We start from the raw sequence: 24,610 nt of genomic DNA, 5'->3' as shown, positions 1-24,610 counted from the left end.
AAAATAAAAGAATACAGTGCTGCCTCTTTTATTTTGAACTGACTATATAAGATTAAGGGTTTAATATAAGAAGCTAACCACCAATCATTGATAAATTATTCATCATGCCACTATTAGAGTCATGCAAGTGATGATGCTCAGGCTTGATAGGCATAAAGCTTTGTAGTGTGGCCATCAGACCTTCCACATCATTCTGACGTAGGTGCTCACGAATATCGTAGTTACCTTCGTCAAATAAACACAGATGCACTTTACCCAAGCTGCTGACACGTAGACGGTTACAGTTATCACAAAAGTGAGCCGCATACGGGGCAATCATACCAATGCGTCCGAGATAATCCGGATGACTGTATTCTATTGCTGGGCCATCAGCGCTACCATGATCGTTGGTCTGCCAGCCGTGGTCTAACAAATAATCAGTAATAGTCTCAGCTTGCGCATGCTGGGCAAAAAATAAGTCGCTGTTGTCACTGGTCTGCATAAATTCGATAAAGCGGTACGTCACCGGACGATTTTTCACATAGTCCATCGCCGTTATCAGATTTTGAAAAGCGGTTTCTGCCATCAAGACACTGTTTATTTTTAGCTTAATATCCGTGGTCTCTAACAGCTGATCCATATCAGTCATTAACTGCGGCAACATATTAAAGCCGGTCACCTTATGAAAGGTATCCGCATCGAAGCTATCCATACTGATATTGATCTGATTCAGTCCAGCAGCTTGCCAATTGGCTAAATGCTTGCCAAGCTTATACCCATTACTGGTCATCGCTACGGTTTCAATGCCAGGCGTCTGCTTTATGGTTTGGATAATGTCCACGACATCACGGCGAATAGAAGGCTCACCACCTGTGATCCGCACTTTTCGTGTCCCTACTTGGGCAAACCCACGAATCAAGGTAGCAATTTCAGACACGCTTAACTCGTCATCAGGACGCTTGCCCTGATAGCCATTAGGCAAGCAGTATTCACAACGGAAGTTACAGAAATCAGTGATGGATAAACGTAGGTAAGTTAATTGGCGTGCAAAATTATCTGTTAAAGGCTGATGGTGGCTGATAGAGGAATCATTAGGCACAGTTGCTACCGACGATGCTGTGTGATCGTCAATATCAAAGCTAGCAGGTGTTGAAACAGAAGAATACAATTGAGCACTCCCTATTGTGGGGCTGTGATAAGTCATATGTCGTTACCGCCAATATTGTGGTCTGTAAGCGGTGCCTCAGGTTGTGAGTTGATAAAGGTCTATTGTCTATTTATTATGACAGATTGAGGTCAGATAGCAATTAACCCTAAGCGCCTTAATATGTACTACTAAAGTGGTAGATATTAAGGCGCTTAGGGTCAAATTAACTATTAGATAGTTTTACTACTTATGTAGCCAAGGAAAAGGTTGAACGTTTACGATATCACCTGATGTCACGTTGCCACTATCTTGGTCTAAAACGATAAAGCAGTTGGCATGGCTTAGCTGCTTTATTCTATGAGAGTCTTGTTTAGAGGAACACTCAACTTGATAGCTACCATCTTTGTCCTGTGACAATACGCCGCGTTGAAAATCAGTACGACCGACTGATTTTTTCACATCATTCATAAGCGTGGCTTTTACGGTCAGTTGCATGGGCTGCTCTGACGCTAGAACCCCTGACATCTGCCATAATGCTGGAATCACAAATTGCAAAGCCCCTACTACCGTTGACAAAGGATTGCCCGGTAAGCCAAAAAACAATACCGGCTTGTCGATACCTTTATTTAATTCACCAAAGACGAAAGGCTTGCCGGGTTTCATCGCCACTTTATAATGGTTAATTTGCCCTAAATCTTCAATCACTGTAGTCAGAAAATCATAATCTCCGACAGAGACCCCAGCAGTAGAAATCAGCACATCGCACTCTTTCATGGCTTTAGTAACGGCTTTGGTGGTCTTATTTAGGTCGTCAGGGATGATGCCATAGTCATTAATAACGATCGGTAACGACTCTAACAAGCTCTTCATAGTGGGTGTATTAGAGTTATATATTTGCGCCAAACTTTTTAATTTACCACCAAGTGCCACCAATTCATCACCTGTCGCCACAAGGCCTACTGTCAGCGGCTTAAATACTTTTACTTTATCAATACCCAGATTGGCAAGTAAGCTAATATCAGCAGGGTTTATGCGTTTGCCTTGTTGTAAGACCAGCTCGTTGTGTTGTATCTCTTCGCCTTGCTTACGGATATTAGCATCTACGTCTGCAGCCTTTGATAGAATAATCTCGTAAGGTTGCGTTTTATCTAGGCTGTCTTTTATATAAGCAAAATTGGTGTTTTCTTGCATAATAACGGTATCACAACTGTCCGGCACCACAGCACCGGTAAAGATACGGATACCTTGGCCTTTTTTAACAGCATCGGTATAAGGACTTCCTGCTTGCGACTCGCCAACAATCTCAATAATACTGCCTTTTGAGAGTGTGCTACCGTGAGCCATAGCGTAGCCATCCATCGCCGATATATTCTGTCTCGGCACGGCAAAGGGTGAAATAATATATTCAGCCAGTATGTGGTTACGGCTGTCTAATAGCGCGCAATTTTGCGTCGCTCTGTTTTTTAGTGGCAAATCATCTTGATTATAAATAGCGATGCGTTGCTGGATTGCAGACCGCAACTGCTCTGTAGTAATCATAAGCGTACACTCGTTTTATTAATGATAAATATTCGATCCATTTATCAGTGATAAGTTTGTTAGTGCTAAGTTAAACAATGACTGGCATTCAGTCAACGAAAAAATAGACGGCTGCTCATTTAATTGGCAACAGCGTCTATTTTCTAGGGCGTATTGAACATTCAGCACGCCCTAATATCATATACCTTTACTAACCGCGATATATATTTTCTTGTGCCAGCACCATCTCAATTCCTTGTATTTCCGCTTCATCAGTTAAGGTAAATAAGTAATCACAAAGCGACTGATGAAAGGCTTGTTGACTCAGCTTATTGGCTATCGCAGCGCTTACTTGCTCATAATTCATTTGTATTCCGGGCTGTTTATTGAGCACCTCAACAATGTGAAAGCCATATCTGCTTTCGATAGGACTAGGCGCTATACCGGTCTCTAACTTAAATAATGTGCTCTCAAATTCCGGTACGGTTTGTCCTTTGCTGATGACACCCAAATCGCCCCCTTGTTCTTTTGAGGGACAAGCAGAGTGCTGACGCGCTAATTCAATAAGTGCCGCAGTAGAATTGCTATCTGCGTTAATTTGCTCAATCAGGTCGTAAGCGGTTTTTTTGAGTTTCAGTCTTTCGTCACCATCTTCAGGCAAGCAAGCCAATAATATATGGCGAGCAGACATAATAGGATCAGTCATAAAGTCAGTTATATTCTGCTCATAATAACGCTCGCAGATTGCATTATTTGGTGTGGTCGCTTTTACGTTTTTATCAATTAAGCTAGAGATGGCTTTTTCTTCATCTTCGTCCCATGCCGATTCGCCTAGACTGCTGTCACTTAAAACGGCAAGCCTTAATAACTCACGAACCACCAACGCTTGAGTCGCTAAAAACACTGCGTCCTCTTTATTTTCTGCGGGATGATATTGTAGCTCTTGAGCAATAGCCGTTCTATCAATCATCACGCCGTTGACCAATACAGAAGGCAGCTCATCACGGCTAGAGGCGATTAGGTTCTTATGGTTGCTACGCTCTTCTGCCATTGCTTTTTCGATGAACTCTTGATCAGAATGCGGCTTTTTAAGATCCGTCAAGGTTGGCATCAGATGAACGATATCATCCTTGTTTGTTATAGTCGAAGTATCCATTGCCGTCTTATCTGCTACAGTAGAAGAATTAGGGGCATGAGTATCACAATTAACGTGGTCGGCGGGGTTATAAGTACTGACAGTCATAGTTGGCGCTCCACTAAGAATTCGTATAATAGGAATTTAGAGAATGATGTGTTTAAAAAAATGGTATTTAAAAATACTGTATTTAGAAACATGGCATTTAAACACAGCATTGAGATCATTCATTTAAGTCGGGCTGGATGTTTCATAAGCGCTGTTTTATTGCGAGCTCTTTTGCCTAACAATCTGATAGCGACGACCAAGATACCAAACGGGTGCACTAATAATATGAATCAATCGGGTAAACGGAAAGATCATTACTAGCGTAATACCCAGCGCCATATGTAGCTGATAAATGATATCGGTTTGCTCGATACGTGCTGCTGCATGCCACGGTCTTAAGATAGTGATGTCTTGCGCCCAGCCCGCTAAATTCATCATCGTCAAGCCATCCAAATGTTGGACAGAGGTGAAGATAGACGCTAAACCTAGGTTAAGCTGAATAAATAACAACACCAGTATCAGCTTGTCTGAGAACGATGAGGTATTGGAGATACGATCATCAGTAAAGCGTCGCCACATGAGCATGACCAAGCCAATCCAGCAAAACACCCCCGCGATACCGCCGACGATTACCGCTACCACTTGTTTGCGTCCCGCACTGATAAAGGGCTCATAAAGAAAATGCGGTGTTAACATACCGAATAGATGTCCCAGTAGCACGACGATAATACCCACATGAAATAGATTGCTGGCCCAGCGCATATTCTTGCTTCGTAGCATCTGCGTCGACCCAGTCTTCCATGAGTACTGAGACAAATCAAAACGTACCCAAGTACCAACGATAGCGACGGTCAATGCAATATAGGGATAAATACCAAAAGTGAATATTTGTAGCCAATTTAGATTGGCTAAAGACTGCATACCAGGATCTGCAATATTCATGTCTTTTCTCCTTTTTATTGTTTGACCGAAGGGTTTTGTTTAAAGTCCACCCAGTGCACAGGGGCATCGACGGCATTTTTTGCCTTGGCAGGTCTAACACCAGCTTTTGCAGCCAGATTATGGGTACTGGTCTCTGAAGGACAGCGCTCTTCTTGCTGTGCCCCTAAAAAGTCGACCACTTCTTCTTCCCACTCTTTATCTAACGCTTCAAAAGTGTCATCTCGCGTCTCTTTACTGATTTTTTCTTGAAAGTCGTCAACCATCTCAAGGGGTTTTCCTGCAATCTGTAATAGCGCATTGAAACAACCTTGATATAAGCTTTGTCGGTCACCGAGTCTGGCGGCCAGCAACGCAATAATATGACTCACATCGGCAATATCCATACGAATTTGAATATCATCTTCAATAACAGTGGCTTGGTATGCCAAGAATTCTAGATATAAAGGTAGAAAATCTGGTAGCTCTTTTACCCCAATCTCAAAACCAGCTTCTTCATACTGACCCATCAGATCAACCATAGCTTGACCGCGGTCACGCGACTCGCCATGGACATGCTCAAATAACCATAGCGACAAGGAACGACCGCGCTCAAACAAACCGTCATAACGAGATTGCGCCTCAAGAGACCCCATCTCAATTAAGTCGTCAATTAAGCGGATTATTTGGCTGCGTACTTGTGGGCTAATCAGGGTTGATTTTGCAACGATCTGTTTACACTGAGCAAAAGCATCGCCTTCAAAGAGCTCATTACTCGGATAATCGATGAGTAAGCTCAATACTTTTAATAACTTTAATTCCGAGTCGCCAATAACGGGAAGCACATCAGCATCGTTGCTAGGATTGGTACTATAAGACTGAGAACTATAAGGTTGAGAGGTTTTCATATTATGATTCCCACTTTTGGACAGTATCAATAAAGTCGCGACGGTTGGTTTTACGCTGTCCGAACATACTATTATCAGTAGAACCAGAACAGCCCTCGCCAAAGGTGAATCCACAGCCACCACGTTCAGCAAATGCATCACTCAACGCTTCTTCGCGATGCGCCGTTGGAATGACGAAGCGGTCTTCATAGTTGGCAATCGCCAGATAACGATACATCTCTTCAACTTGAATTTTGGTCAGACCCACATCGTCCAATATGCTTTGAACTTCTTGCTTTTCGACCAACTGCATACGCTTATAGCTTCGCATAGCAAGTAGCCGTTTTAGAGCAAGACGAACGGGCTCTTCATCACCGGCGGTCAGTAGATTGGCTAAATAACGCAGCGGTATACGTAGGCTGTCCACATCTGGAATAAGTCCATCCATGCCTACCTTTCCGGCTTCAGCAGCATTTTGAATCGGTGATAATGGTGGCACATACCAGACCATTGGCAAGGTGCGATACTCAGGATGTAGCGGTAAGGCAAGCTTCCACTCCACTGCCAACTTATATACCGGTGAGCGCTGGGCAGAATCGATAACTGACTGCGGGACCCCATCTTTTAATGCTTGCGCAATAACAACAGGATCATTAGGATCTAAAAATAAATCCAATTGCGCGGGGTAAATGTCTTTTTCGTTTGGCGTACTGGCAGCCTCGGCGATTTTGTCAGCGTCATATAACAGCACGCCTAAATAGCGGATACGGCCTACACAAGTTTCTGAACAGACAGTCGGCAAACCGGCTTCAATACGCGGATAGCAGAAGATACATTTTTCAGATTTTCCCGATTTCCAGTTATAGTAAATCTTTTTATACGGGCAACCTGAGATACACATCCGCCAGCCACGACATTTTTCCTGATCAATCAGTACAATACCGTCTTCTTCACGCTTGTAAATAGCGCCACTAGGGCACGCCGCCACGCAAGTTGGGTTCAAGCAATGCTCACAAAGACGTGGCAGATACATCATGAATGTATTCTCGTACTCTCCGTAGATATCCGCTTGGATATTATCGAAGTTCTTATCTTTGCGTCTTTTTTCAAACTCAGTACCTAGAATCTCTTCCCAGTTAGGGCCCCACTCTATCTTTTGCATGCGCTTGCCAGAAATCAATGAGCGCGGGCGGGCAATAGGTTGGTGATTGCTGATAGGCGCGGTATGAAGATGCTGATAATCAAAATCAAACGGTTCGTAATAATCGTCAATCTCTGGCAAATCAGGGTTGGCAAAAATATTAGCCAACACTCTGAACTTACCACCAATGCGAGGATTAATAGTGCCGTTAGCATTGCGTATCCAACCGCCTTTCCATTTGGTTTGATTTTCCCATTCTTTGGGATAGCCAATACCGGGCTTGGATTCGACGTTATTAAACCACGCATATTCCATGCCTTCACGGCTGGTCCAAACGTTTTTACAGGTAACTGAGCAGGTGTGACAACCGATACATTTATCAAGGTTAAGCACCATGCCGACTTGCGAACGAATTTTCATGGGTGTGTGTGCTCCAAGTATGGATAGAAAAAAGTGACTTTACCCTTCAATGCTGGTCGGCAGTGGGCGCGGCAATGAATCATCTGGCTTGTCTTCTAACCAGTCAATTTTTGACATTTTACGGATAACAACAAACTCATCACGGTTACAACCCACCGTTCCATAATAGTTAAAGCCATAAGACTGCTGAGCATAGCTGCCAATCATATGGGTAGGCTTCAAGATAGTACGGGTCATTGAGTTGTGAATACCGCCACGAGTACCGGTCTGCTCAGAACCAGGAATATTGACCAGTTTTTCCTGAGCGTGATACATCATGGTCATGCCTTCTTTGACGCGCTGACTGACGATGGCACGAGCGGTGAGAGCGCCGTTAGCATTGAACAGCTCAATCCAGTCGTTATCGACGATACCTGCTTTGGCCGCATCAACTTCTGACATCCAGACACAAGGGCCGCCACGGCTCAGGGTCAGCATCAATAAGTTGTCAGAATACGTGCTATGGATACCCCACTTTTGATGTGGTGTTAAAAAGTTAAGCACAATTTCTTTATTACCATTGGGCTTAGCGTTTTTGACTATCTCAGTGGTTTTGGTATCAATCGGTGGACGATACTGTTGCATTTGTTCCCCAAAAGCCTGCATCCACGGATGATCTTGATAAAACTGCTGACGGCCCGTAATCGTACGCCAAGGAATAAGCTCATGAACGTTGGTATAACCGGCGTTATAGCTCACTTCATCGGATTCAATCCCCGACCACGTCGGGCTTGAAATGATTTTGCGCGGTTGCGCCACGATGTCTTTGAAGCGAATTTTTTCATGTTCGCTAGACTTGGCAAGATGCGCATGCTCACGACCGGTAAACTCAGACAATGCTTGCCAGCCTTTAACAGCGACATGACCATTGGTTTCTGGAGCGAGCATTAAGATGGTTTCGGATGCATGGATTGCCGTACTGATACGTGGACGACCTTCAGAAACGCCAGGTTCAGTCACGCGGTAATTGAGATCACCCAGTTGCTTAACTTCAGTTTTGACGTCCCAATTCAGACCTTTTGAACCGTTGCCTAACTGTTCCAAAGCAGGTCCAAGCGAGGTGAATTTGGCATAAGTATTTGGATAATCGCGCTCAACAATCTTAATCATTGGGCAGTTCTTACCCGGAACCGGTCTTTCGCCAGCGGTTTTCCAGTCTGTGCCACCAAATGGCTGAGCCAGCTCCCCCGGAGTATCATGCTGCATCGGATAAGTTACGACATCAGTCTCAACCCCTAAATGACCTTTAGAGATTTCAGAAAAGCTTTTAGCGATACCTTTATAGATTTCCCAATCCGTTTTAGATTCCCAAGCAGGATCTGTTGCGGCGGTTAGAGGATGGATAAAAGGATGCATGTCTGAGGTATTCATGTCATCTTTTTCATACCAAGTCGCAGTCGGCAGGACGATATCAGAATACATACAAGTAGAAGACATCCGGAAGTCTAAAGTAACCACCAAATCCAGCTTGCCAGTCGGGCCTTTTTCTACCCAATCGACTTCTTTTGGTTGTAAATGACCAGCAGGGTTCTCTTCGTTTAGCAGGCCGTTTTTGGTGCCCAAAAAATACTTGAGCATGTATTCATGCCCTTTACCTGATGAACCCAACAAGTTTGAGCGCCAGATAAACATATTACGAGGGAAGTTAACGGGGTTGTCCGGTGCTTCACAGGCAAAGCGCATACTGCCATCTTCCAGAGAATCCACCACATAATCCTCTATCTCTTTGCCACTCGCTTTTGCTTGCTCAGCAATGATTAGCGGATTGCGATCGAGTTGCGGTGCTGAAGGTAACCAACCTGCTCGCTCTGCTTGAATATTGTAGTCAAGCATATGCTCAGGAAAGTCTGCTTTATTGGCATTCGGAGAGAGAATCTCATGAGCAGAAATAGTTTCATGACGCCACTGTGAGCTATGGCTATAAAAGAAACTGGTACCGGCCATTTGACGCGGTGGACGATGCCAATCAAGCGCAAATGCCAATGGCAACCAACCGGTCTGTGGACGTAGTTTTTCTTGACCCACATAATGCGCCCAGCCACCACCTGATTTGCCGATACAACCGCACAGCATAAGCATGTTGATAACGCCGCGATAGTTCATATCGAGGTGATACCAGTGATTCATACCCGCACCGATGATAATCATCGATTTGCCTTTAGTCTTATGCGCGTTTTCTGCAAACTCACGGCCCACTTGAATGACGCGCTCGCGACTGAGACCCGTGATTACTTCCTGCCACGCAGGCGTCCCTGGGACACTAGCATCGTTATAATCATCGGTGACGTGTTCGCCCCCAACCCCATTATCAACCCCAAGATTAGCGACTGTTAAGTCAAATACGGTCGCTACTATAGCGGTGGTGCCGTCGGCAAGGGTGACGGTTTTACAAGGGACGGTCTTTTGCTGTAACGCGTCGCCTGGTACGCACTCAAAGTGTGGATGTTTAACATGACCAAAGTAGTCGAATGCAACTATACTAGTTTCACCACTGTCTTTTAAGGTTAGCGTCAGGTCAATGGCCTCGCCTGTCGTTCCATTCTTTTGCTCAATGTTCCACTTGCCCTTTTCGCCCCAACGGTAACCGATAGAGCCTTGTGGAGAAACCAGCTCGCCATCATTATTTAAGCCGATGGTTTTCCATTCTGGATTGTTTTCTTGACCTAAGTTATCAACCAAGTCAGAAGCACGAAGATAGCGACCCGGACGACGCGAGCCTTCTGCGCCTTCTAACATGACCAAGATTGGCATATCGGTATAGCGCTTGGCATAGTCTAGAAAATACTCGCTAGGCTGCTTTAGGTAAAACTCTTTAATAATGACATGACAAAACGCTTGAGCGACCGCTGCATCCGTCCCTTGTTTAGGGTTCAGCCACAAATCAGTTAATTTAGATATCTCCGCATAATCGGGCGTAATAGAAACTGTTTTGGTGCCTTTGTAACGGACTTCAGTAAAGAAATGCGCATCGGGTGTGCGCGTTTGCGGCACGTTCGACCCCCAAGCGATAATATAATCAGAGTTGTACCAGTCGGCTGATTCAGGCACATCCGTTTGCTCGCCCCAAGTCATTGGCGACGCCGGTGGCAAATCACAGTACCAATCGTAAAAAGACAGAGAAGCGCCACCAATCAAAGACAGGTAACGACTGCCTGCGGCATAGCTGACCATTGACATGGCAGGAATAGGAGAGAAACCGACGATACGGTCAGGGCCATAAACTTTGGCAGTGTAGACGTTACTCGCGGCAATAATCTCGTTGACTTCTGCCCAAGTTGAGCGGATAAAGCCACCAAGACCACGCTTAGATTTATATTGTTCGGCTTTGATTGGATCTTCAACGATACTTCCCCAAGCATCGACTGGGTCTGGAAACTCGCCCTTGGCTTCGCGCCATAATTTTAATAAAGGCTTACGAATTTTAGGATATTTGACCCGGTTGGCAGAATACATATACCAGCTATAACTTGCGCCACGAGGACAGCCGCGAGGTTCGTGGTTGGGTAGATCTGGGCGCGTTTCTGGATAGTCAGTTTGCTGAGTTTCCCACGTAACCAGTCCGTTTTTAACATAGATTTTCCATGAGCACGAACCCGTACAGTTGACGCCATGTGTTGAGCGCACGACTTTGTCATACTGCCAACGACTGCGATAAACATTTTCCCAATCACGCGACTCATCACGGGTCTCGCCGTGTCCATCGGTGAACTCACCTTTTTTGCGCTTAAAAAAACGGAACTGATCGAGTAAATGACTCATTTCGCTATCCCCTAGGTTATTGCTTATGATGTATCTAGAACTGGGCTCAGAGTGATTTGAGGAGTGATTTTAGTAGCTTCTCTATGCACATAAGCCGTAAATACTGTTTCGATATCATCATTGTAAGTAAGCGCTAGAGGACTTACTATTATCTAACATGAGCACAGCCCTACCACCTTAGTAGTAGCCGTTATAAAAATACTGTCGTCAAAAACCAATCAATAAGAGAGAAAACAGGCGACAGAAAACCAGATAAAATGGAATAAGCAAAAAAAATGCTACTGACCTAAGTAAGTAGCCTGGTCAAAAAACGTTGATCGTATATTTTTAGTGCTGATATAGTTTTAACACCTCTATATTCCTAGATTAACACACCAAGTGCAACGCTAAATAATATTATAGAACACCTGGTTTGGCGCAGCCACACAGCAAGCGAGTAAAATTTGTACCAGTAGTACGTTATCATATCTGTACCTATTTTATTATGGACTGACTATATATATAGCTAACAAGGATATTCTGCGTTTCCACGGCTGTAATACCACCAAGTCAATACGATACAAATGATATAAAAAATAATTAAAGCGATAAAAGTGCCAAAGACTCCTAAGCCCGATCCAAACATTTTAGGAATAAAGAAAGCGCCATAAGCCGCGATAGCCGAGGTAAAACCAACCACCGCTGCGGACTCTTTACGTATCTCTACGAACAGTGACTCTGCTCCCACCTTCTCCGGTGCACGTCGCTCATGAAAGGTTCTAAAAATAACCGGAATCATGGTAAAGGTAGAGCCGTTACCGATGCCGGTAGTAATAAATAGCACCATGAAGGAGATGAAGTATCCGACAAAGCTGCCTTCATTGCTCTCACTGGGTAAGAAGTACATGACAGCCAGTACTGCCAACACCATCACAATGTAATTCCAAAACGTGACTCTAGCGCCGCCTACTTTATCAGATATCCAACCTCCTAAAGGCCGGAAAAGCGCGCCTACCAAGGGACCTAAAAAGGCAAATTTCAGGGCGTCTATGGCAGGGAACGAGTTCTTAATCAACATAGGAAACGCGGCAGAAAAACCAATGAATGAACCAAAGGTTGCCATGTAAAGAATGCACATGATCCAGTTGTGCTTACGTTTAAAGATAACAGATTGATCTTTAAAGGAGGCTTTGGAAGTAGCAATATCATTCATTCCAAACCAAGCTAACACTGAGAATAGCAGAATAAAAGGTATCCAAATAAAGCCCGCATTTTGTAGATAGAACTGTTGGCCTGAACCGGAAATCTGCGGATCGCCGCCTAAGCTACCGAACGCCGCAAATAGGATGACCACCGGCACCACAAACTGCATAACGGACACGCCTAGATTACCAAGACCGGCATTGAGGCCCAGTGCGGTACCTTGTTCAGATTTTGGATAAAAGAACGAAATATTGGACATAGAAGAGGCAAAATTGCCGCCGCCGAAGCCGCAAAGTAGCGCAATAATGGCGAATATAATGAACGGGGTATCAGGGTTTTGAACGGCAAACCCCATCCATAATGCCGGAATCAATAACGATGCAGTGGAGATAGCTGTCCAGCGCCGTCCACCAAATATAGGCACCATAAAAGAATAAAAAATCCGCAGTGTCGCCCCTGATAGGCCTGGTAGAGCCGCCAACCAAAAAAGCTGACCTCTATCAAATCCAAAACCTATCTCTGGCAAGCGAACGATGACCGCACTCCATACCATCCATACCGCAAAAGCCAGCAGTAAGGCCGGTATAGATATCCATAAATTGCGACGGGCGACTTTTTTGCCGCTACTTTCCCAAAACTCTTCCATTTCAGGACGCCAGTCAGTGATGAGCTTACCACCTTTAAAATTGTCATTACTGCCCATACTATTCCTCACTTAATATCGTCTATACAGTTAGGCCACTATAAAAATAGGCAGTAAGAAGTAGACGTTTAAAGAAAAAAACGGGCTACTATCCTTGCGTATTGGCTCTATTATTCACTTGATGCATTAACAACAAATGATAACTCACGGTACTTTGTTATCACCGTCATTAGTATTGATACATAGTGGTAGACTGATACCTCAAAGAGGTAATGTTTAGCACTCTAAGTGAACTACTGCTTTAGAGGTATATAAAAGGTCAACTCATTGATGATAAATTGATATTTGGGCTTATACGCTTGAGTATTTCAAACTCGAAATTTATAAAAACCATGCTTCCCAATCATTATTCCCCGTCATGCTTTCTCATAGGTAAAAGCTTATTAATTATGAATAGTCGTCTATTACGCCATTCCCTACCCCTTCATGCTTGGGGCGCTATCTTTACTATTTCTATCTTATGTTTTATATCTACATTAGGTGGCGGCATGCTAGCTTGGGTGTCAGAAACAGATGCTCAAGCCATTAACACCGCAGGCTCGATACGTATGGCCACTTACCGTATTAGCTTTCAGTTGGCGACTAATTTTTCTGAAAACAATCCTTTTGATTTGAACATTGGTCTTAAGAAAAATGACTTAGAAGGTAAAAAAGAAGGTACAGAGAATGTTAAGGGTGAGAATAGAATTGGAGAGCAAGATAAATTAAGTCCTATCCGGAAAGAAAAGACTGAAGAAATCAGCACTCTTATTGAGGATATGGAAAGTAGGCTTGCGGAATTACATGACTATCAATTGGCCAATGCGAATGACAATGAAGGAATCAACAACCAACTTAAGCAAATAGAGTCGCAGTGGTTTCGCGAGTTGAAACCTGCTTTGTTATCACAAGATGCCCAAAAATTTTATATCGTCTCGTTTAAATACATTGAAGACGTGGATAGCTTCGTCAACGAGCTACAGTATAGAAATGAGCAGCGTCAGACGTGGCAGCAAATCCTGCAAATTGTATCGTTGGTGCTGACGGTTATCATTATGCTAGTGGGTATGCAGAGACTGCGTCAAAATGTACTGATACCCGTACAACAGCTTATTAAAGCCAACTATAAATTTAAACAGGGCAAGCGCAATACTAAAGTGTCTATATCGGGCTATACAGAATTTAATGCACTCGGAGATTCTTTTAATGATATGGCGAGCACCATTGAGACCCATCAGCGTTCACTTGAAAGTGAAGTACAGATAAAAACCCAACATCTAGTGAAAGCCAACCAGGTGCTGTCGCTGTTTTATGACTTTTCTAAATCCCTAACCACCAGTCAAGTGAGCTTGTACAGGCTAGATACCTTGATTACAGATTTTGGCAAGATCCTGCCGCACTTAGAGTTCACTTTATGCATACAGAATAAATTCATAAATAATAAAAACGCCATCATCTTACATGGTGAAAAAATGAAAGAGCTGTGTAAGAAGTTAAACTGTGATAACTGTTTAACCAAAGAAGGCGTATATACCAAATCCTATCCTATCGCCCACCAAAAAGTCGAATTCGGCGAGTTAAAAGTGCGGCCAAAGTCGGTCCTACTTATCAATAGTACACTTTTTCCAAATAATAATGACGGCAATACGCCGTCCTCACAGCGTATTCAGATTGCAAAAGAAGGCAGAACCTTTTTCGAGTCTGAAATAGGTTCTGAGCTAGACCTTGAAAACAATGAGCTGATTGTAGCGCTCACCAATCTCATCAGCACCGCTCTGTCACTACGTAAGCAAAGACAACAGGAACATCAGCTCATTTTATTTGAAGAGCGGTCCACTATCGCCAGAGAGTTGCATGATTCTTTGGCTCAGTCATTGTCTTATCTGAAGATTCAAATCAGTGTGTTAGAGAGGCATCTTAAAAATGGGTCTGACGAACAAAATGAAGCTTCCGTCCGGCAGCATATTGATCAAATAAAAGCAGGTCTTAGCTCCGCCTATCAACAGTTAAGAGACTTATTAATTACCTTCCGTCTCACCATCGATAACGATAATTTTGATGAAGCATTACACGAAGCCGCCAATGAATTTGCGCTTAAGGGTAAGTTTGAGATTACGGTGAGTAATCGAGTGATGACCCTGAACTTGAGTGCCACTGAACAAATTGATTTGATCCAAATTGCTAGAGAGGCGTTGTCGAATATTAGCAGGCATGCCCAAGCTGAAAACGTAGAGATTGATTTGGGTTATGACGATGAGGACAAATATATTGTTATGACCATCGTAGATAACGGTGTTGGTATATCAGGAACCGTAGATCAAACTCAACATCATGGTCTAATGATTATGAAAGAGCGCGCTCATAACTTAGGCGGGGAGTTGATTGTATCTAATAACGAATCACAAGGCACGACAATAACCGCTAAGTTTGCTCCCAATTTCTTCGATGAGAATATATCCAAAGAAGCTTATCTCTAAGCCAGTAGAATTAGACCTTCCAGTAAAGTTAAACAGTTAGCTTGCCGTTTTTTAAGATTTAGAACGCTTCTTTTATAGTATTTTTAATCTGTGAGTATGTTATGAGTACTAAAGTTTATACCTCCGCTTCTCCAGCTCGGTTGTTACTGGTGGATGACCATCCTATGCTACGTCGCGGGGTGGCAGAGTTATTGAGTCTTGAGAATGACGTAGAGGTCATTGGTGAAGCGAGTAATGGACAAGAGGCGTTAGAATTTTTAGCAAATAATGAGGTTGACTTGGTCATACTAGACCATAAAATGCCCATACTAACGGGTATGGAAACCTTAAAAGAAATCAAAGCGAGAAACATTAAGACCAAAACCGTATTATTTACAGTTTCTGATAGCGGTGAAGATGTACAGGATGCCTTGAAGTTAGGCGTAGATGGGTATCTATTAAAGGATATGGAACCTGACTTAATCATTATTGATATTAGAAAAATATTGCGCGGAGAGCTGGTTATCAGTCCAAATCTGGCGTCAATATTGGCACAAACCTTACGTACCCCTAGTATTGAAGATATTGCTGGCAGTCTGACAGGTAGAGAACTGCAAGTGATTCAGATGATAGCGGAAGGGCTTAGTAATAAGATGATTGCCAATAAGCTTGATATTGCAGAATCAACGGTAAAAGTACATGTGAAGCATATCCTTAATAAGACCGGTCTGCGTACACGGGTAGATGCGGCCGTTTGGACAGTCAATCACTTATCAAAATAACTTGTTATCAAAACTGATAAATAAAAAACTACCTAATTTAAAGCCACCTAACCATAAGTTAGGTGGCTTTCTTTATAGGAAAAACAGTCATAGGGAAAACAATACTAACCGTTATGTTCTTTAGCAATCTGAATATCTACCGATGACATTTTATAATCATCCCCAAAGGCATCTTCAGGCTCTTTTAACCAGAAGAAGCAAAGTACCCAAGCAATAAAGGCACCTATAGCGATAATGAAAAAGAATTGGTTGGGCTCAACCAAGGTAAATACAAACAAGTAGAATACTGCGCCTACGTTGCCATAAGCGCCTGCCAAGCCTGATATCTGACCCGTGAGACGTCGCTTAATGGACGGAATAACGCCAAAGGTTGCCCCTTCTGCGCCTTGTACAAATACTGAGCATAAAATGGTAAAGACCACCGCAATAAACAACGGCCACTCTGCATTCAATAATCCCATTAGTCCAAATCCGATACCAATGCCGAACATATAGACCAACATAACCAAACGGCGATTACCTACTCGATCGGAGATATAACCCCCTAACGGACGCGCCCACAAATTAACAAAGGCAAAAGTCGAGGCAACCAGCCCTGCTACCGTGGGATCAAGTGTCCATGTCGCGGCAAAGAACATCGGTAGCATAGATACCACTGCCAGCTCTGCCCCAAAGTTAGCAAAGTAAGTCACGTTTAGAGCAGCAACGGAGGTAAACGGATACTTATCGTCTTCAGGAATACCCGCCTTAATGATAGGAACATTAACGCTGATGGCTTTATAAATTTGATACAGCACCATCAACCCGATAACGCCATAGCATACCCAAGCGCCAGTAGCGCTCAAAAAGCCCATTCCTTGAGTACGATAGACCAGTAATGATAATACACCGTATAAAGGAACAATAAACAAACAGTATAATAAAAGGTCTTTCCAAGTCGATACCTCTAAAGCGCCAGCCGAACGTGCTTTTTTATGGGTGTCAGCCGTTGGACCATCGGTAATCAGAAACCAATACACCACACCGTATGCCGCCATAATTAACCCAGACAATGCAATGGCCCAACGCCAACCATCATCGCCACCGAAGAACTGTAGCGCAACCGTCGGAATAGTAATCGCCGCTGCTGCCGAGCCAAAATTCCCCCATCCTGCATAGAAGCCTTCGGCAAAGCCAATATCTTTCGGCTTAAACCATAGCGCCGTCATATGTATACCGACCACGAAACCAGCACCGACGATAGACATAAATAGTCGCGCAACGAATAGTTGCATGGCAGAGGTACCAAAAGCAAAAAACCAAGTCGGTATCGCCATGACGACCATTAATATCGAGAACACTCGTCTGGGTCCGAAACGATCTAAGGCCATTCCGACGACCACTCGCCCAGGAATCGTTAAAGCCACGTTTGCAATTAGGAACAACTTAATATGATCAGGCGTCAAATAGCTTTCTGTCTGTAACATAGAAGTGGCTAGCGGCGCCATGTTGAACCAGACATAGAAGGTAAGAAAAAAAGCGATCCACGTATAGTGAAGCGCTTTTATTTCCCGGCGTTCCAGTTCAAGTAGCTCTTTTGCTTGCATAGTAAATACCCCTACCGTAAATTTTCACAGTTGTAATAGGGGCAATATACCAATAAATAATGAAGCTAACTATTGAGCGAAAGCAGTATAAATTTTGTTTTCAATACTACTTAATAGGCACTAAAAAATAGTGTTAACGGGAGTGGAACGATGATATTAAACAGCGGCTAAACATGGTTGCATGTTATGCGAAGTCTATTTATTTACAAAAGCAATCTTAGTCAGACCCGCATTACTCGCGGCAGCCAGCACTTGCGCGACCATATCGTAACGGGTGTCTTTATCCGCCCGCAGGTGAATATTTGGATTACGCCCTTCTTTTGACGCTTGCTCAAACCGGACTTGTAATTACTCTAACGTCAGCGCCTCTTCATCCCAGAATAAGCCATTGTCCTTATCAATACTGACTTGCAATACCTCATCAGGTAAGCCATTAACCGTAGCACTGGTCTCGGGTAGCTCCAAAGGTACGGTTGGATTCATCACTGTGGCCGTAACCAAAAAGATAATCATCAGCACCAGTGACCCCTGCCGTCAACACCGTACAACTAAACTTGGGAGATTTTAGTTATGCAGCCTGACGATAATAATCAAACCACACCTGTCTAGGCGATTTATAGCCCAAGCTCTTTTGAATTCTCGCCCCACTGCGAGCACAGCTCTTGTCTTGCGTCGCTGCAAAGCAGTGCTTTGCTAATCGCTCCTCATTGTACTCAAGCTCGATATATTGTGTGATATCGCTGATGGCTTCAAACCTTGTTTTATAATCTTGGTGATACACTAATTCGTTCTTCAACACGCCCCAAAAGCTTTCTATTGGCGCATTATCGAAGCAATTACCTTTAGCACTCATTGACCCTGTAAATTGATGTTGCTCGATAATCTTGTGGTACGCATGGCTGCAATACTGGCTGCCTCTGTCAGAGTGCACAATCAATCCTTGTCTTGGACGTTTGTTCTTGATTGCCATATTCAGTGCACGGCAAACTAAATCAGCCGTCATGCGCTTATTGATAGCGTAGCCGACCAGCTCTTTGGTGTATAAGTCTTTAACCCCTGCTAAGTACAGCCAGCCCTCATTTGTCCAGATATAGGTGATGTCACTAACCCAAGACTCATTGGGATGCTTAGCATCAAACTGCTGATCCAGCACGTTTAGATAAACCAGCTTGTTATGATTGGAGTTGGTAGTCATTTTAAAACGCTTGTGGCGCCGGCATTTGATGCCGTATTCTTCTTTAATGCTTCTAATCATATATTGGCTGACATAGTGCCCTTGCTGTCTTAGATGTGCTTGCAGACGATCTACGCCATAGCGCTCACGAGTCTCAGTGTGAGCCGCTTTGACAAGTAGTTCACACTGGTTGCGGTGTATCTGCTGATCACTGATGTTACGATTCATCCAGTCGTAGTAGCTTGATGGTTTAACAGCTAATACACGGCACATGCTTATGACGGTAAAGATATGCCGATTAGTTTTTATAAAAGCGTACCTTACTAGCTGTCACTGCGGGCATAGCCCTACGTCTTGCGTCACTAAAACAGTCTCCCAGACTGTTTCTTAACGTTCCTCATTGGCAAAGTACGCTGTGGCCTCATTCGAGCATACTCTAAATTGCTCTCATCGTATAAGCCCAGCGCATTTCATATCGAAAATAAAGGTATGCTGATGAGTAATAGACGTTCATTTTGCCTGCCTCGTTTTTGATATATACTGTTTAATATCGGTCACGCTTTTATAATGATAAGGATAATAAGTTTGAGTAACTTTGATAATATGGACAATATAAATGATTCAGACAATTTTGATGACTTTTTTGAGAATCTCGGCTACCGCTTTGATGAATCATTTAGCGATGGTTGGGATCGCCTGACCCAATCTATTAAAGACTTATACAACCGTACAACCGATAAGCTGGAAGATGAGCTGGCGCTACCGCTGACACAAACCTACGTTAATGATGCACTGAAAACCTATGTCACGGATAATGTCAAAGCCATCTTAGAGCTGCGTGTTGAGATACATGAAGACTGGTTTCGCTTATACTGCACCGTCGATGCAGGCGGCATTTATGCGGAGGTCGCGAGTAACTTTCGTCTGGTACATGCGCAGCTCGATCGCAATGTACAGCGCTTTGTTTTTGGTCAACTGACTTATACCGATATCTTAAATCTGCGCTGCGAATCCTTTCTTAAGCGTCAAGGTATCAAACTGTTTATTTGGTTTTACCACCGCATTCTAAAAAAAGATCCGTTAGGCTTTATCCTATCTTATATCAACATTGCACGCACAAAAAATGAGATTATTTATATTGATATCAATCGTTGGCTGAAGAGTAATAAGAAAATCATCAGTACCTTGCATAAGGCACAAATCAATTATGGTGAGCTTGAAGAAGAACAATTGATTTTGAAAGCGCAGATTAACTATCGTGATTTATTATCCTCAAATAGCAATGAAGATATTATCAGCGAAAAGGACGAGCCTGTACAGGTACAAGGTCCTGTCCATCCGCTAGATGCGGAAAAGATGCCAAGACCAGCTTAAATCATCACAAGCTCTCAGCTCTTATAATTTTTAGCTCTTATAAAAAAAAGCGGTATCTTGCCAGACAACAGTCTTCAAGATACCGCTTTTTTCTTTTGCTAAAACTTTCAAAAAAATGACACTCTTTACCAGTAGTTTTCTACCGCAATATTGCCTTCGCCGCGACGATTCATTACCAGTCCTAATGTCTTTAAAGTCTCTTTAGTATCTTCTACCATCTCTGGATTACCACAGAGCATGACATGCGTACTGTCGATATCTAAGGCAATACCCGCACGTTCTTGCAGCGTTCCGTCTAATAGAAGTTTCGGCAGACGTTCAGTCAATGCGCCCTCGACAGGCTCACGAGTAACGATCGGTATAAAGGTTAATTTTGCAGGATTATCGACTAAGGAGCCAAAGTCTTCTTGTAGACTCTCTATCTTCTCAACGTACGCCAACTCTTCTATCGAACGTGCGCTATACGCCAAGATGATATGCTCGTAATCTTCCCATGTCTTTAAATCTTGCAGCATTGATAAGAAAGGTGCAAGTCCAGTCCCAGTAGCCAGCAGCCACAAATCTTTTGGTAATGGCTTTTGATACCGTGCTAAGGTTAAAAAGCCAAATGGTATGGTATTAAGCAGCAACTCATCGCCTACTTGCAGATGTTGTAGTTGCGAGGTAAAAGCGCCATCAGGAATAACGATAGAGAAAAATGCTAGTACCTCATCAAAGGGTGACGAGACAATCGAGTAAGCACGAAAAATATCTTCGTTTAGTGCTTCATTGGCGATATCATGACCTGCTTCGTTCTGCTGCTTATAATAATTTAACTGACTGGGATTAACGCCCAAGCGTACGAACTGCCCAGCCGTGAATTTAAAGCTATCAGGACGGCTGACGGTAAAGCTAAATAAATTTGGTGTCCAAGTGGTTTTGCTTAGCACTGTTACGGTTTGAATATTGTCGCTCATAGTCATGAATCACTTATATTTTATTAACATTTATTTTTATAAAAATTTAAACAACACAAAAAAAGATGCGCCAAGCTTATCACAAAGCTGGCGCATCTTGTTTTTCGAACCGTAACAAGCAATAAATATAGTCGGTGAAAAGTAATATCGATACAACACGTACTGCTGGTGCAAATTTTTCTTGCTTGCTGTGCCTACGCAGACAGAGGCTGCAAAAAATTTACACCAGCAATACGGTAGCGACTTTAAAGTATTTCAACTATAGCAACATAGATATAGCGCTACTTATTTCAGATTTCTATTTTCTATTTTCTATGCTTACCAAATACGAGCCAAACTCGCCCATTCAATCATACTGTTTGGCAACACACCAAAGAATACAATGATTGCCGTGACTGCAATGACCATGATACCACCGGTACGTAGACCCCACTGCTTTGAGACGTCAAATTCAATAAACTGTTTTGGACGTTTAAATAGCGTGAGCAAGACGCGTAGGTAATAGAACAGACCAATGGCACTACCCAAGATAATCATCGCTGCCAAGAACCAATTGGTACCTTGTACGGCAGCAAGAATCGCAAACAGCTTCGTAATAAAGCCTGCGGTCAGTGGAATACCCGCCAAAGACAACATCATGATGGTCATGACAGCCGTCAATACCGGACGACGCCAAAACAGCCCTTGATAATGCGTTAATTCATCCGCTTCACCAGATAAGCGATAAGGGCTAGACATCAAGGTCACTACGCCAAAGGCACCGATAGAGGTAAAGGCATAAATCGCCATATACATGCTAGAAATACTATCAGCAGCAGAGCCAATGCTCACGATTACGATTAACACATAACCCATATGGGCAATGGATGAATAACCAAGCAAGCGTTTGAGACTGGTTTGGCGTACCGCGAGTAAGTTACCTAGCAAAATCGACAAGGTTGCCATAACCATCAGCAGCATTTGCACCGATGGTAATGCCAATAGTGAGGTATCAATTAAAAATCGTACTGCCAGTGCCATCATCGCTACTTTTGATACCGAGGCCAGATAAGTCGCGATAGGTGCAGGTGCGCCTTCGTAGACATCTGGTGTCCAGATATGAAAGGGCGCAGCAGAAAGCTTAAAGGCAATACCAAACATCATCATCGCTGCCCCTAAGATTAACAGCGGCGATTCAAACGTATCTGCTAAGGTTAAACTGATAGGCTTAAAAGCAAGCGAGCCGACTTCTGCATAGATAAATGCCATGCCCATCAGCAGCGTTGCCGATGCTGTCGCTGATAGCACTAAGTACTTCAGCCCCGACTCAAGCGAGCGAGTGCGCATATAAGTATATGACAGCATGCCATATAGCGGTATCGATAGCATCTCCAGACTCATAAAGAAGGATGCTAAGTGCTGGGCGCAAACCATAAGCAGCGCACCAACCGTTGATAGCAACATGAGCAAATACAGCTCTTCTTTATGGTCTTTTAAATCGGCTAAATAGGCATAAGATAACGTACAACATGCCAATGCACAGATAAAGATAATCACCATATTAAACTGAGCAAAGTTATCAATAACGAATAACTGCTCAGCCGCTGGCACGAGCGACCCACTGTCAATGATGCCTGCCATTTGCCCAAGCAAAATAAACAGACCAATATTAAGACCGACGACCGAAATCGTACCAGTTACCATATGTGAGCGCTTCATAGTAATGGCAATCATCACCACCAATACCGTAATCACTACCGCAATGATTGGTGCATAAGGCAATAGCCCCATCAAATCATTCATCGTAAAATCGTTCATGACTTAACGTGCCTCCATTGCATCAAGCAGTTGCGAGGCATCTACTTGTGTTACTTGACTGTATATATAGGCGTTATTAATCCACTGCATCGCATGACTTGAGGTATCAAGGAACGGCTGTGGATACAGTCCGAGCCAGACTAAGCCTGCGGCAAGCATCAATAGCAACGACAACTCGCGCTTGCCCAAATCTTTTAATGGACGCTCTGGCAGACCATGAGATTTGGTTTCTTTTAACGCCACTTCTTTAATATTATTAGTACCGAATAGCGCCTTATGAATTAATATAAGCGAGTATAAACCTGCTAATACTAAGCTAAAGGTTGCCAAGACCACAAACACAGGATACTGTGCAAATGCGCCAAACAAGATCAAGAATTCACCGATAAAGTTACCCGTACCCGGAATACCAAGCAAGGCGGCACAAAAGAACATCAATATCGGCGCATAATAACGGAACTGACCCCACATACCGCCCATCAAGGTCAAATCACGGGTGTGCAGACGCTCATACAACTGCCCTGCCATAATAAATAGCGCTGCTGAGCTTAAACCATGCGCAAGCATCTGAATCATCAAACCTTGTAAGCTGAGTAACGTTCCGGCATAAATCGCCAACACCACAAAGCCCATGTGCGAGATACTGGTATAAGCCAGCAGCCGCTTCATATCAGTTTGCATAAAGGCTAGCCATGCGCCATAGAAGATACCAATGGTACCCAAGGTCATGGCAATCGGAGCAAAATCTTGTGACGCAGCTGGAAATAATGGCAAGACAAAACGAATCAAACCATAAGCGGCAGTCTTAATCAAAACCCCTGCCAAATCTACCGAACCTGCGGTTGGTGCTTGCGCATGCGCATCTGGCAACCAGCCGTGGAACGGAATAATCGGCAACTTAACCGCAAAGCCAATAAAGAAGCACAGCATGATCGGATATTCCCAGCCGCCAAGTGACGTACCGAGCAAATCATTATAATTAAAGCTGACCACGCCTTTTTGGGCGTAGCTGATAATGACCAATATCAAAATACCTACGAGCATGATTAACCCAGACGCTTGGGTATAAATAAAGAACTTAGTTGCTGCGTATTCTTTGGTTTTGCCAACGACGTCATGACCCCAAATCGCGATCAAGAAATAGATCGGAACCAGCATCATCTCCCAAAAGAAGAAGAATAAGAACATATCGATGGCTAAGAAAACACCAATGACGCCGCCCAAGCTCCATAGCAAGTTCAAATGGAAGAAACCAACACGACGCTGAATCTCATTCCACGAACAGGCAACGGCGGCAACACCGAGAAGCCCTGTCAAAGCTACCATCATTAGCGATAAACCATCTAAGGCTAAATGAAAGCTGATACCAAAGCTGGGTATCCATGGCACACTGAATTCAGCGACCCAAGGCACATTTGCATCTGGCGCAATGACTTGCTGACTCATGCCAGAAAAATCGCCGTATTGCCACAGTACCATTGATAACACAAAGGTCAACGTCATACCGATTAAGGCAATCCAGCGCGGTAGACGTTTATTAAAGCGTTCAACCAGCCAACACAGCAATCCTGCAATAAAAGGAATGGCAATTAATGCTGGTAGCATCCACGTTTGTTGTAACTCAATCATC

At 43.5% G+C, this 24,610-nt stretch carries 15 protein-coding genes and 2 pseudogenes; 3 read left to right on the top strand and 14 right to left on the bottom strand.

The genetic code is table 11. The features are described 5' to 3' along the window. Positions 1–73 precede the first annotated feature (73 nt). From moaA to PSYC_RS03170, 8 genes are all read right to left on the bottom strand, one after another. A complete protein-coding gene (gene moaA / locus PSYC_RS03205; RefSeq protein ID WP_011279900.1) occupies positions 74–1,183 on the bottom strand; it encodes a GTP 3',8-cyclase MoaA in 1,110 nt (369 codons plus the stop codon). A gap of 186 nt (positions 1,184–1,369) precedes the next feature. Next, positions 1,370–2,665 (bottom strand): molybdopterin molybdotransferase MoeA, encoded by a 1,296-nt coding sequence (glp, locus tag PSYC_RS03200; protein WP_011279899.1) that lies wholly within the window; start codon positions 2,663–2,665, stop codon positions 1,370–1,372. Between the two features lie 190 nt (positions 2,666–2,855). Continuing rightward, positions 2,856–3,887, bottom strand: coding sequence for a peptidylprolyl isomerase (locus tag PSYC_RS03195; RefSeq protein ID WP_011279898.1), 1,032 nt, complete (start codon positions 3,885–3,887; stop codon positions 2,856–2,858). A 156-nt stretch (positions 3,888–4,043) separates the two neighbouring features. After that, the gene (gene narI, locus PSYC_RS03190) at positions 4,044–4,769 is read right to left on the bottom strand and encodes a respiratory nitrate reductase subunit gamma (protein ID WP_011279897.1); all 726 of its coding nucleotides are present in this window, start codon (positions 4,767–4,769) and stop codon (positions 4,044–4,046) included. Positions 4,770–4,783: 14 nt separating this feature from the next. Further along, a complete protein-coding gene (gene narJ, locus PSYC_RS03185) occupies positions 4,784–5,653 on the bottom strand; it encodes a nitrate reductase molybdenum cofactor assembly chaperone (protein WP_011279896.1) in 870 nt (289 codons plus the stop codon). Position 5,654: 1 nt separating this feature from the next. After that, positions 5,655–7,193 carry a nitrate reductase subunit beta gene (narH, locus tag PSYC_RS03180; protein ID WP_011279895.1) on the bottom strand — a complete coding sequence of 513 codons (1,539 nt, stop codon included), beginning with the start codon at positions 7,191–7,193 and terminating at the stop codon, positions 5,655–5,657. 39 nt (positions 7,194–7,232) lie between these two features. Beyond that, the gene (locus tag PSYC_RS03175; RefSeq protein WP_011279894.1) at positions 7,233–10,991 is read right to left on the bottom strand and encodes a nitrate reductase subunit alpha; all 3,759 of its coding nucleotides are present in this window, start codon (positions 10,989–10,991) and stop codon (positions 7,233–7,235) included. Positions 10,992–11,496: 505 nt separating this feature from the next. Beyond that, positions 11,497–12,876, bottom strand: a complete 1,380-nt coding sequence (locus tag PSYC_RS03170; protein WP_011279893.1) for a NarK family nitrate/nitrite MFS transporter — start codon at positions 12,874–12,876, stop codon at positions 11,497–11,499. Positions 12,877–13,265: 389 nt separating this feature from the next. Between PSYC_RS03170 and PSYC_RS03165 the strand changes: the two genes are divergently transcribed. Together PSYC_RS03165 and narL are read left to right on the top strand one after the other, a co-directional pair. Beyond that, positions 13,266–15,332: a histidine kinase gene (locus tag PSYC_RS03165; RefSeq protein ID WP_041757525.1), complete on the top strand. Its 2,067-nt coding sequence runs from the start codon at positions 13,266–13,268 to the stop codon at positions 15,330–15,332. A gap of 101 nt (positions 15,333–15,433) precedes the next feature. After that, complete coding sequence (gene narL / locus PSYC_RS03160; RefSeq protein ID WP_011279891.1) at positions 15,434–16,093, top strand: two-component system response regulator NarL; 660 nt, start codon at positions 15,434–15,436, stop codon at positions 16,091–16,093. A 104-nt stretch (positions 16,094–16,197) separates the two neighbouring features. On the opposite strand, the gene PSYC_RS03155 is transcribed toward narL, so the two are convergent. From PSYC_RS03155 to PSYC_RS03145, 3 genes and pseudogenes are all read right to left on the bottom strand, one after another. Beyond that, the gene (locus tag PSYC_RS03155) at positions 16,198–17,679 is read right to left on the bottom strand and encodes an MFS transporter (RefSeq protein ID WP_011279890.1); all 1,482 of its coding nucleotides are present in this window, start codon (positions 17,677–17,679) and stop codon (positions 16,198–16,200) included. A 195-nt stretch (positions 17,680–17,874) separates the two neighbouring features. Beyond that, positions 17,875–18,201: pseudogene (locus PSYC_RS03150) on the bottom strand (ExbD/TolR family protein); the annotation flags it as partial. 46 nt (positions 18,202–18,247) lie between these two features. Then, positions 18,248–19,183: pseudogene (locus tag PSYC_RS03145) on the bottom strand (IS3 family transposase); the annotation flags it as partial. Between the two features lie 237 nt (positions 19,184–19,420). On the opposite strand from PSYC_RS03145, the gene PSYC_RS03140 reads away from it, so the two are divergent. Then, positions 19,421–20,227, top strand: coding sequence for a hypothetical protein (locus PSYC_RS03140; protein ID WP_011279887.1), 807 nt, complete (start codon positions 19,421–19,423; stop codon positions 20,225–20,227). Positions 20,228–20,352: 125 nt separating this feature from the next. Here the strand turns inward: PSYC_RS03140 and PSYC_RS03135 are convergent, their stop codons facing one another. The 3 genes from PSYC_RS03135 to nuoM all read right to left on the bottom strand — a co-directional run bounded on the left by PSYC_RS03135 (position 20,353) and on the right by nuoM (position 24,609). Continuing rightward, positions 20,353–21,183 (bottom strand): ferredoxin--NADP reductase, encoded by an 831-nt coding sequence (locus PSYC_RS03135; RefSeq protein ID WP_011279886.1) that lies wholly within the window; start codon positions 21,181–21,183, stop codon positions 20,353–20,355. Positions 21,184–21,501: 318 nt separating this feature from the next. Beyond that, positions 21,502–22,980, bottom strand: a complete 1,479-nt coding sequence (locus tag PSYC_RS03130; protein WP_011279885.1) for an NADH-quinone oxidoreductase subunit N — start codon at positions 22,978–22,980, stop codon at positions 21,502–21,504. A 3-nt stretch (positions 22,981–22,983) separates the two neighbouring features. Next, positions 22,984–24,609 (bottom strand): NADH-quinone oxidoreductase subunit M, encoded by a 1,626-nt coding sequence (gene nuoM, locus PSYC_RS03125; protein ID WP_011279884.1) that lies wholly within the window; start codon positions 24,607–24,609, stop codon positions 22,984–22,986. Position 24,610: the final 1 nt, after the last annotated feature.

Origin of the sequence: Psychrobacter arcticus 273-4 (assembly GCF_000012305.1) — a bacterium.
Classification (GTDB): Bacteria; Pseudomonadota; Gammaproteobacteria; order Pseudomonadales; family Moraxellaceae; genus Psychrobacter; species Psychrobacter arcticus.
Note: the sequence above shows the minus strand (reverse complement) of the source record. Positions and strands in the feature narration are given on the sequence as shown.

Bases quoted from the DNA above. Each gene is read 5' to 3' on its own strand.
- glp (WP_011279899.1), bottom strand. From the start codon at position 2,665: ATGATTACTACAGAGCAGTTGCGGTCTGCAATCCAGCAACGCATCGCT.
- PSYC_RS03175 (WP_011279894.1), bottom strand. From the start codon at position 10,991: ATGAGTCATTTACTCGATCAGTTCCGTTTTTTTAAGCGCAAAAAAGGT.
- nuoM (WP_011279884.1), bottom strand. From the start codon at position 24,609: ATGATTGAGTTACAACAAACGTGGATGCTACCAGCATTAATTGCCATT.
- narL (WP_011279891.1), top strand. From the start codon at position 15,434: ATGAGTACTAAAGTTTATACCTCCGCTTCTCCAGCTCGGTTGTTACTG.
- PSYC_RS03165 (WP_041757525.1), top strand. From the start codon at position 13,266: ATGAATAGTCGTCTATTACGCCATTCCCTACCCCTTCATGCTTGGGGC.
- PSYC_RS03155 (WP_011279890.1), bottom strand. From the start codon at position 17,679: ATGCAAGCAAAAGAGCTACTTGAACTGGAACGCCGGGAAATAAAAGCG.
- narH (WP_011279895.1), bottom strand. From the start codon at position 7,193: ATGAAAATTCGTTCGCAAGTCGGCATGGTGCTTAACCTTGATAAATGT.
- narJ (WP_011279896.1), bottom strand. From the start codon at position 5,653: ATGAAAACCTCTCAACCTTATAGTTCTCAGTCTTATAGTACCAATCCT.
- PSYC_RS03170 (WP_011279893.1), bottom strand. From the start codon at position 12,876: ATGGGCAGTAATGACAATTTTAAAGGTGGTAAGCTCATCACTGACTGG.
- moaA (WP_011279900.1), bottom strand. From the start codon at position 1,183: ATGACTTATCACAGCCCCACAATAGGGAGTGCTCAATTGTATTCTTCT.
- PSYC_RS03130 (WP_011279885.1), bottom strand. From the start codon at position 22,980: ATGAACGATTTTACGATGAATGATTTGATGGGGCTATTGCCTTATGCA.
- narI (WP_011279897.1), bottom strand. From the start codon at position 4,769: ATGAATATTGCAGATCCTGGTATGCAGTCTTTAGCCAATCTAAATTGG.
- PSYC_RS03135 (WP_011279886.1), bottom strand. From the start codon at position 21,183: ATGAGCGACAATATTCAAACCGTAACAGTGCTAAGCAAAACCACTTGG.
- PSYC_RS03195 (WP_011279898.1), bottom strand. From the start codon at position 3,887: ATGACTGTCAGTACTTATAACCCCGCCGACCACGTTAATTGTGATACT.
- PSYC_RS03140 (WP_011279887.1), top strand. From the start codon at position 19,421: ATGATAAGGATAATAAGTTTGAGTAACTTTGATAATATGGACAATATA.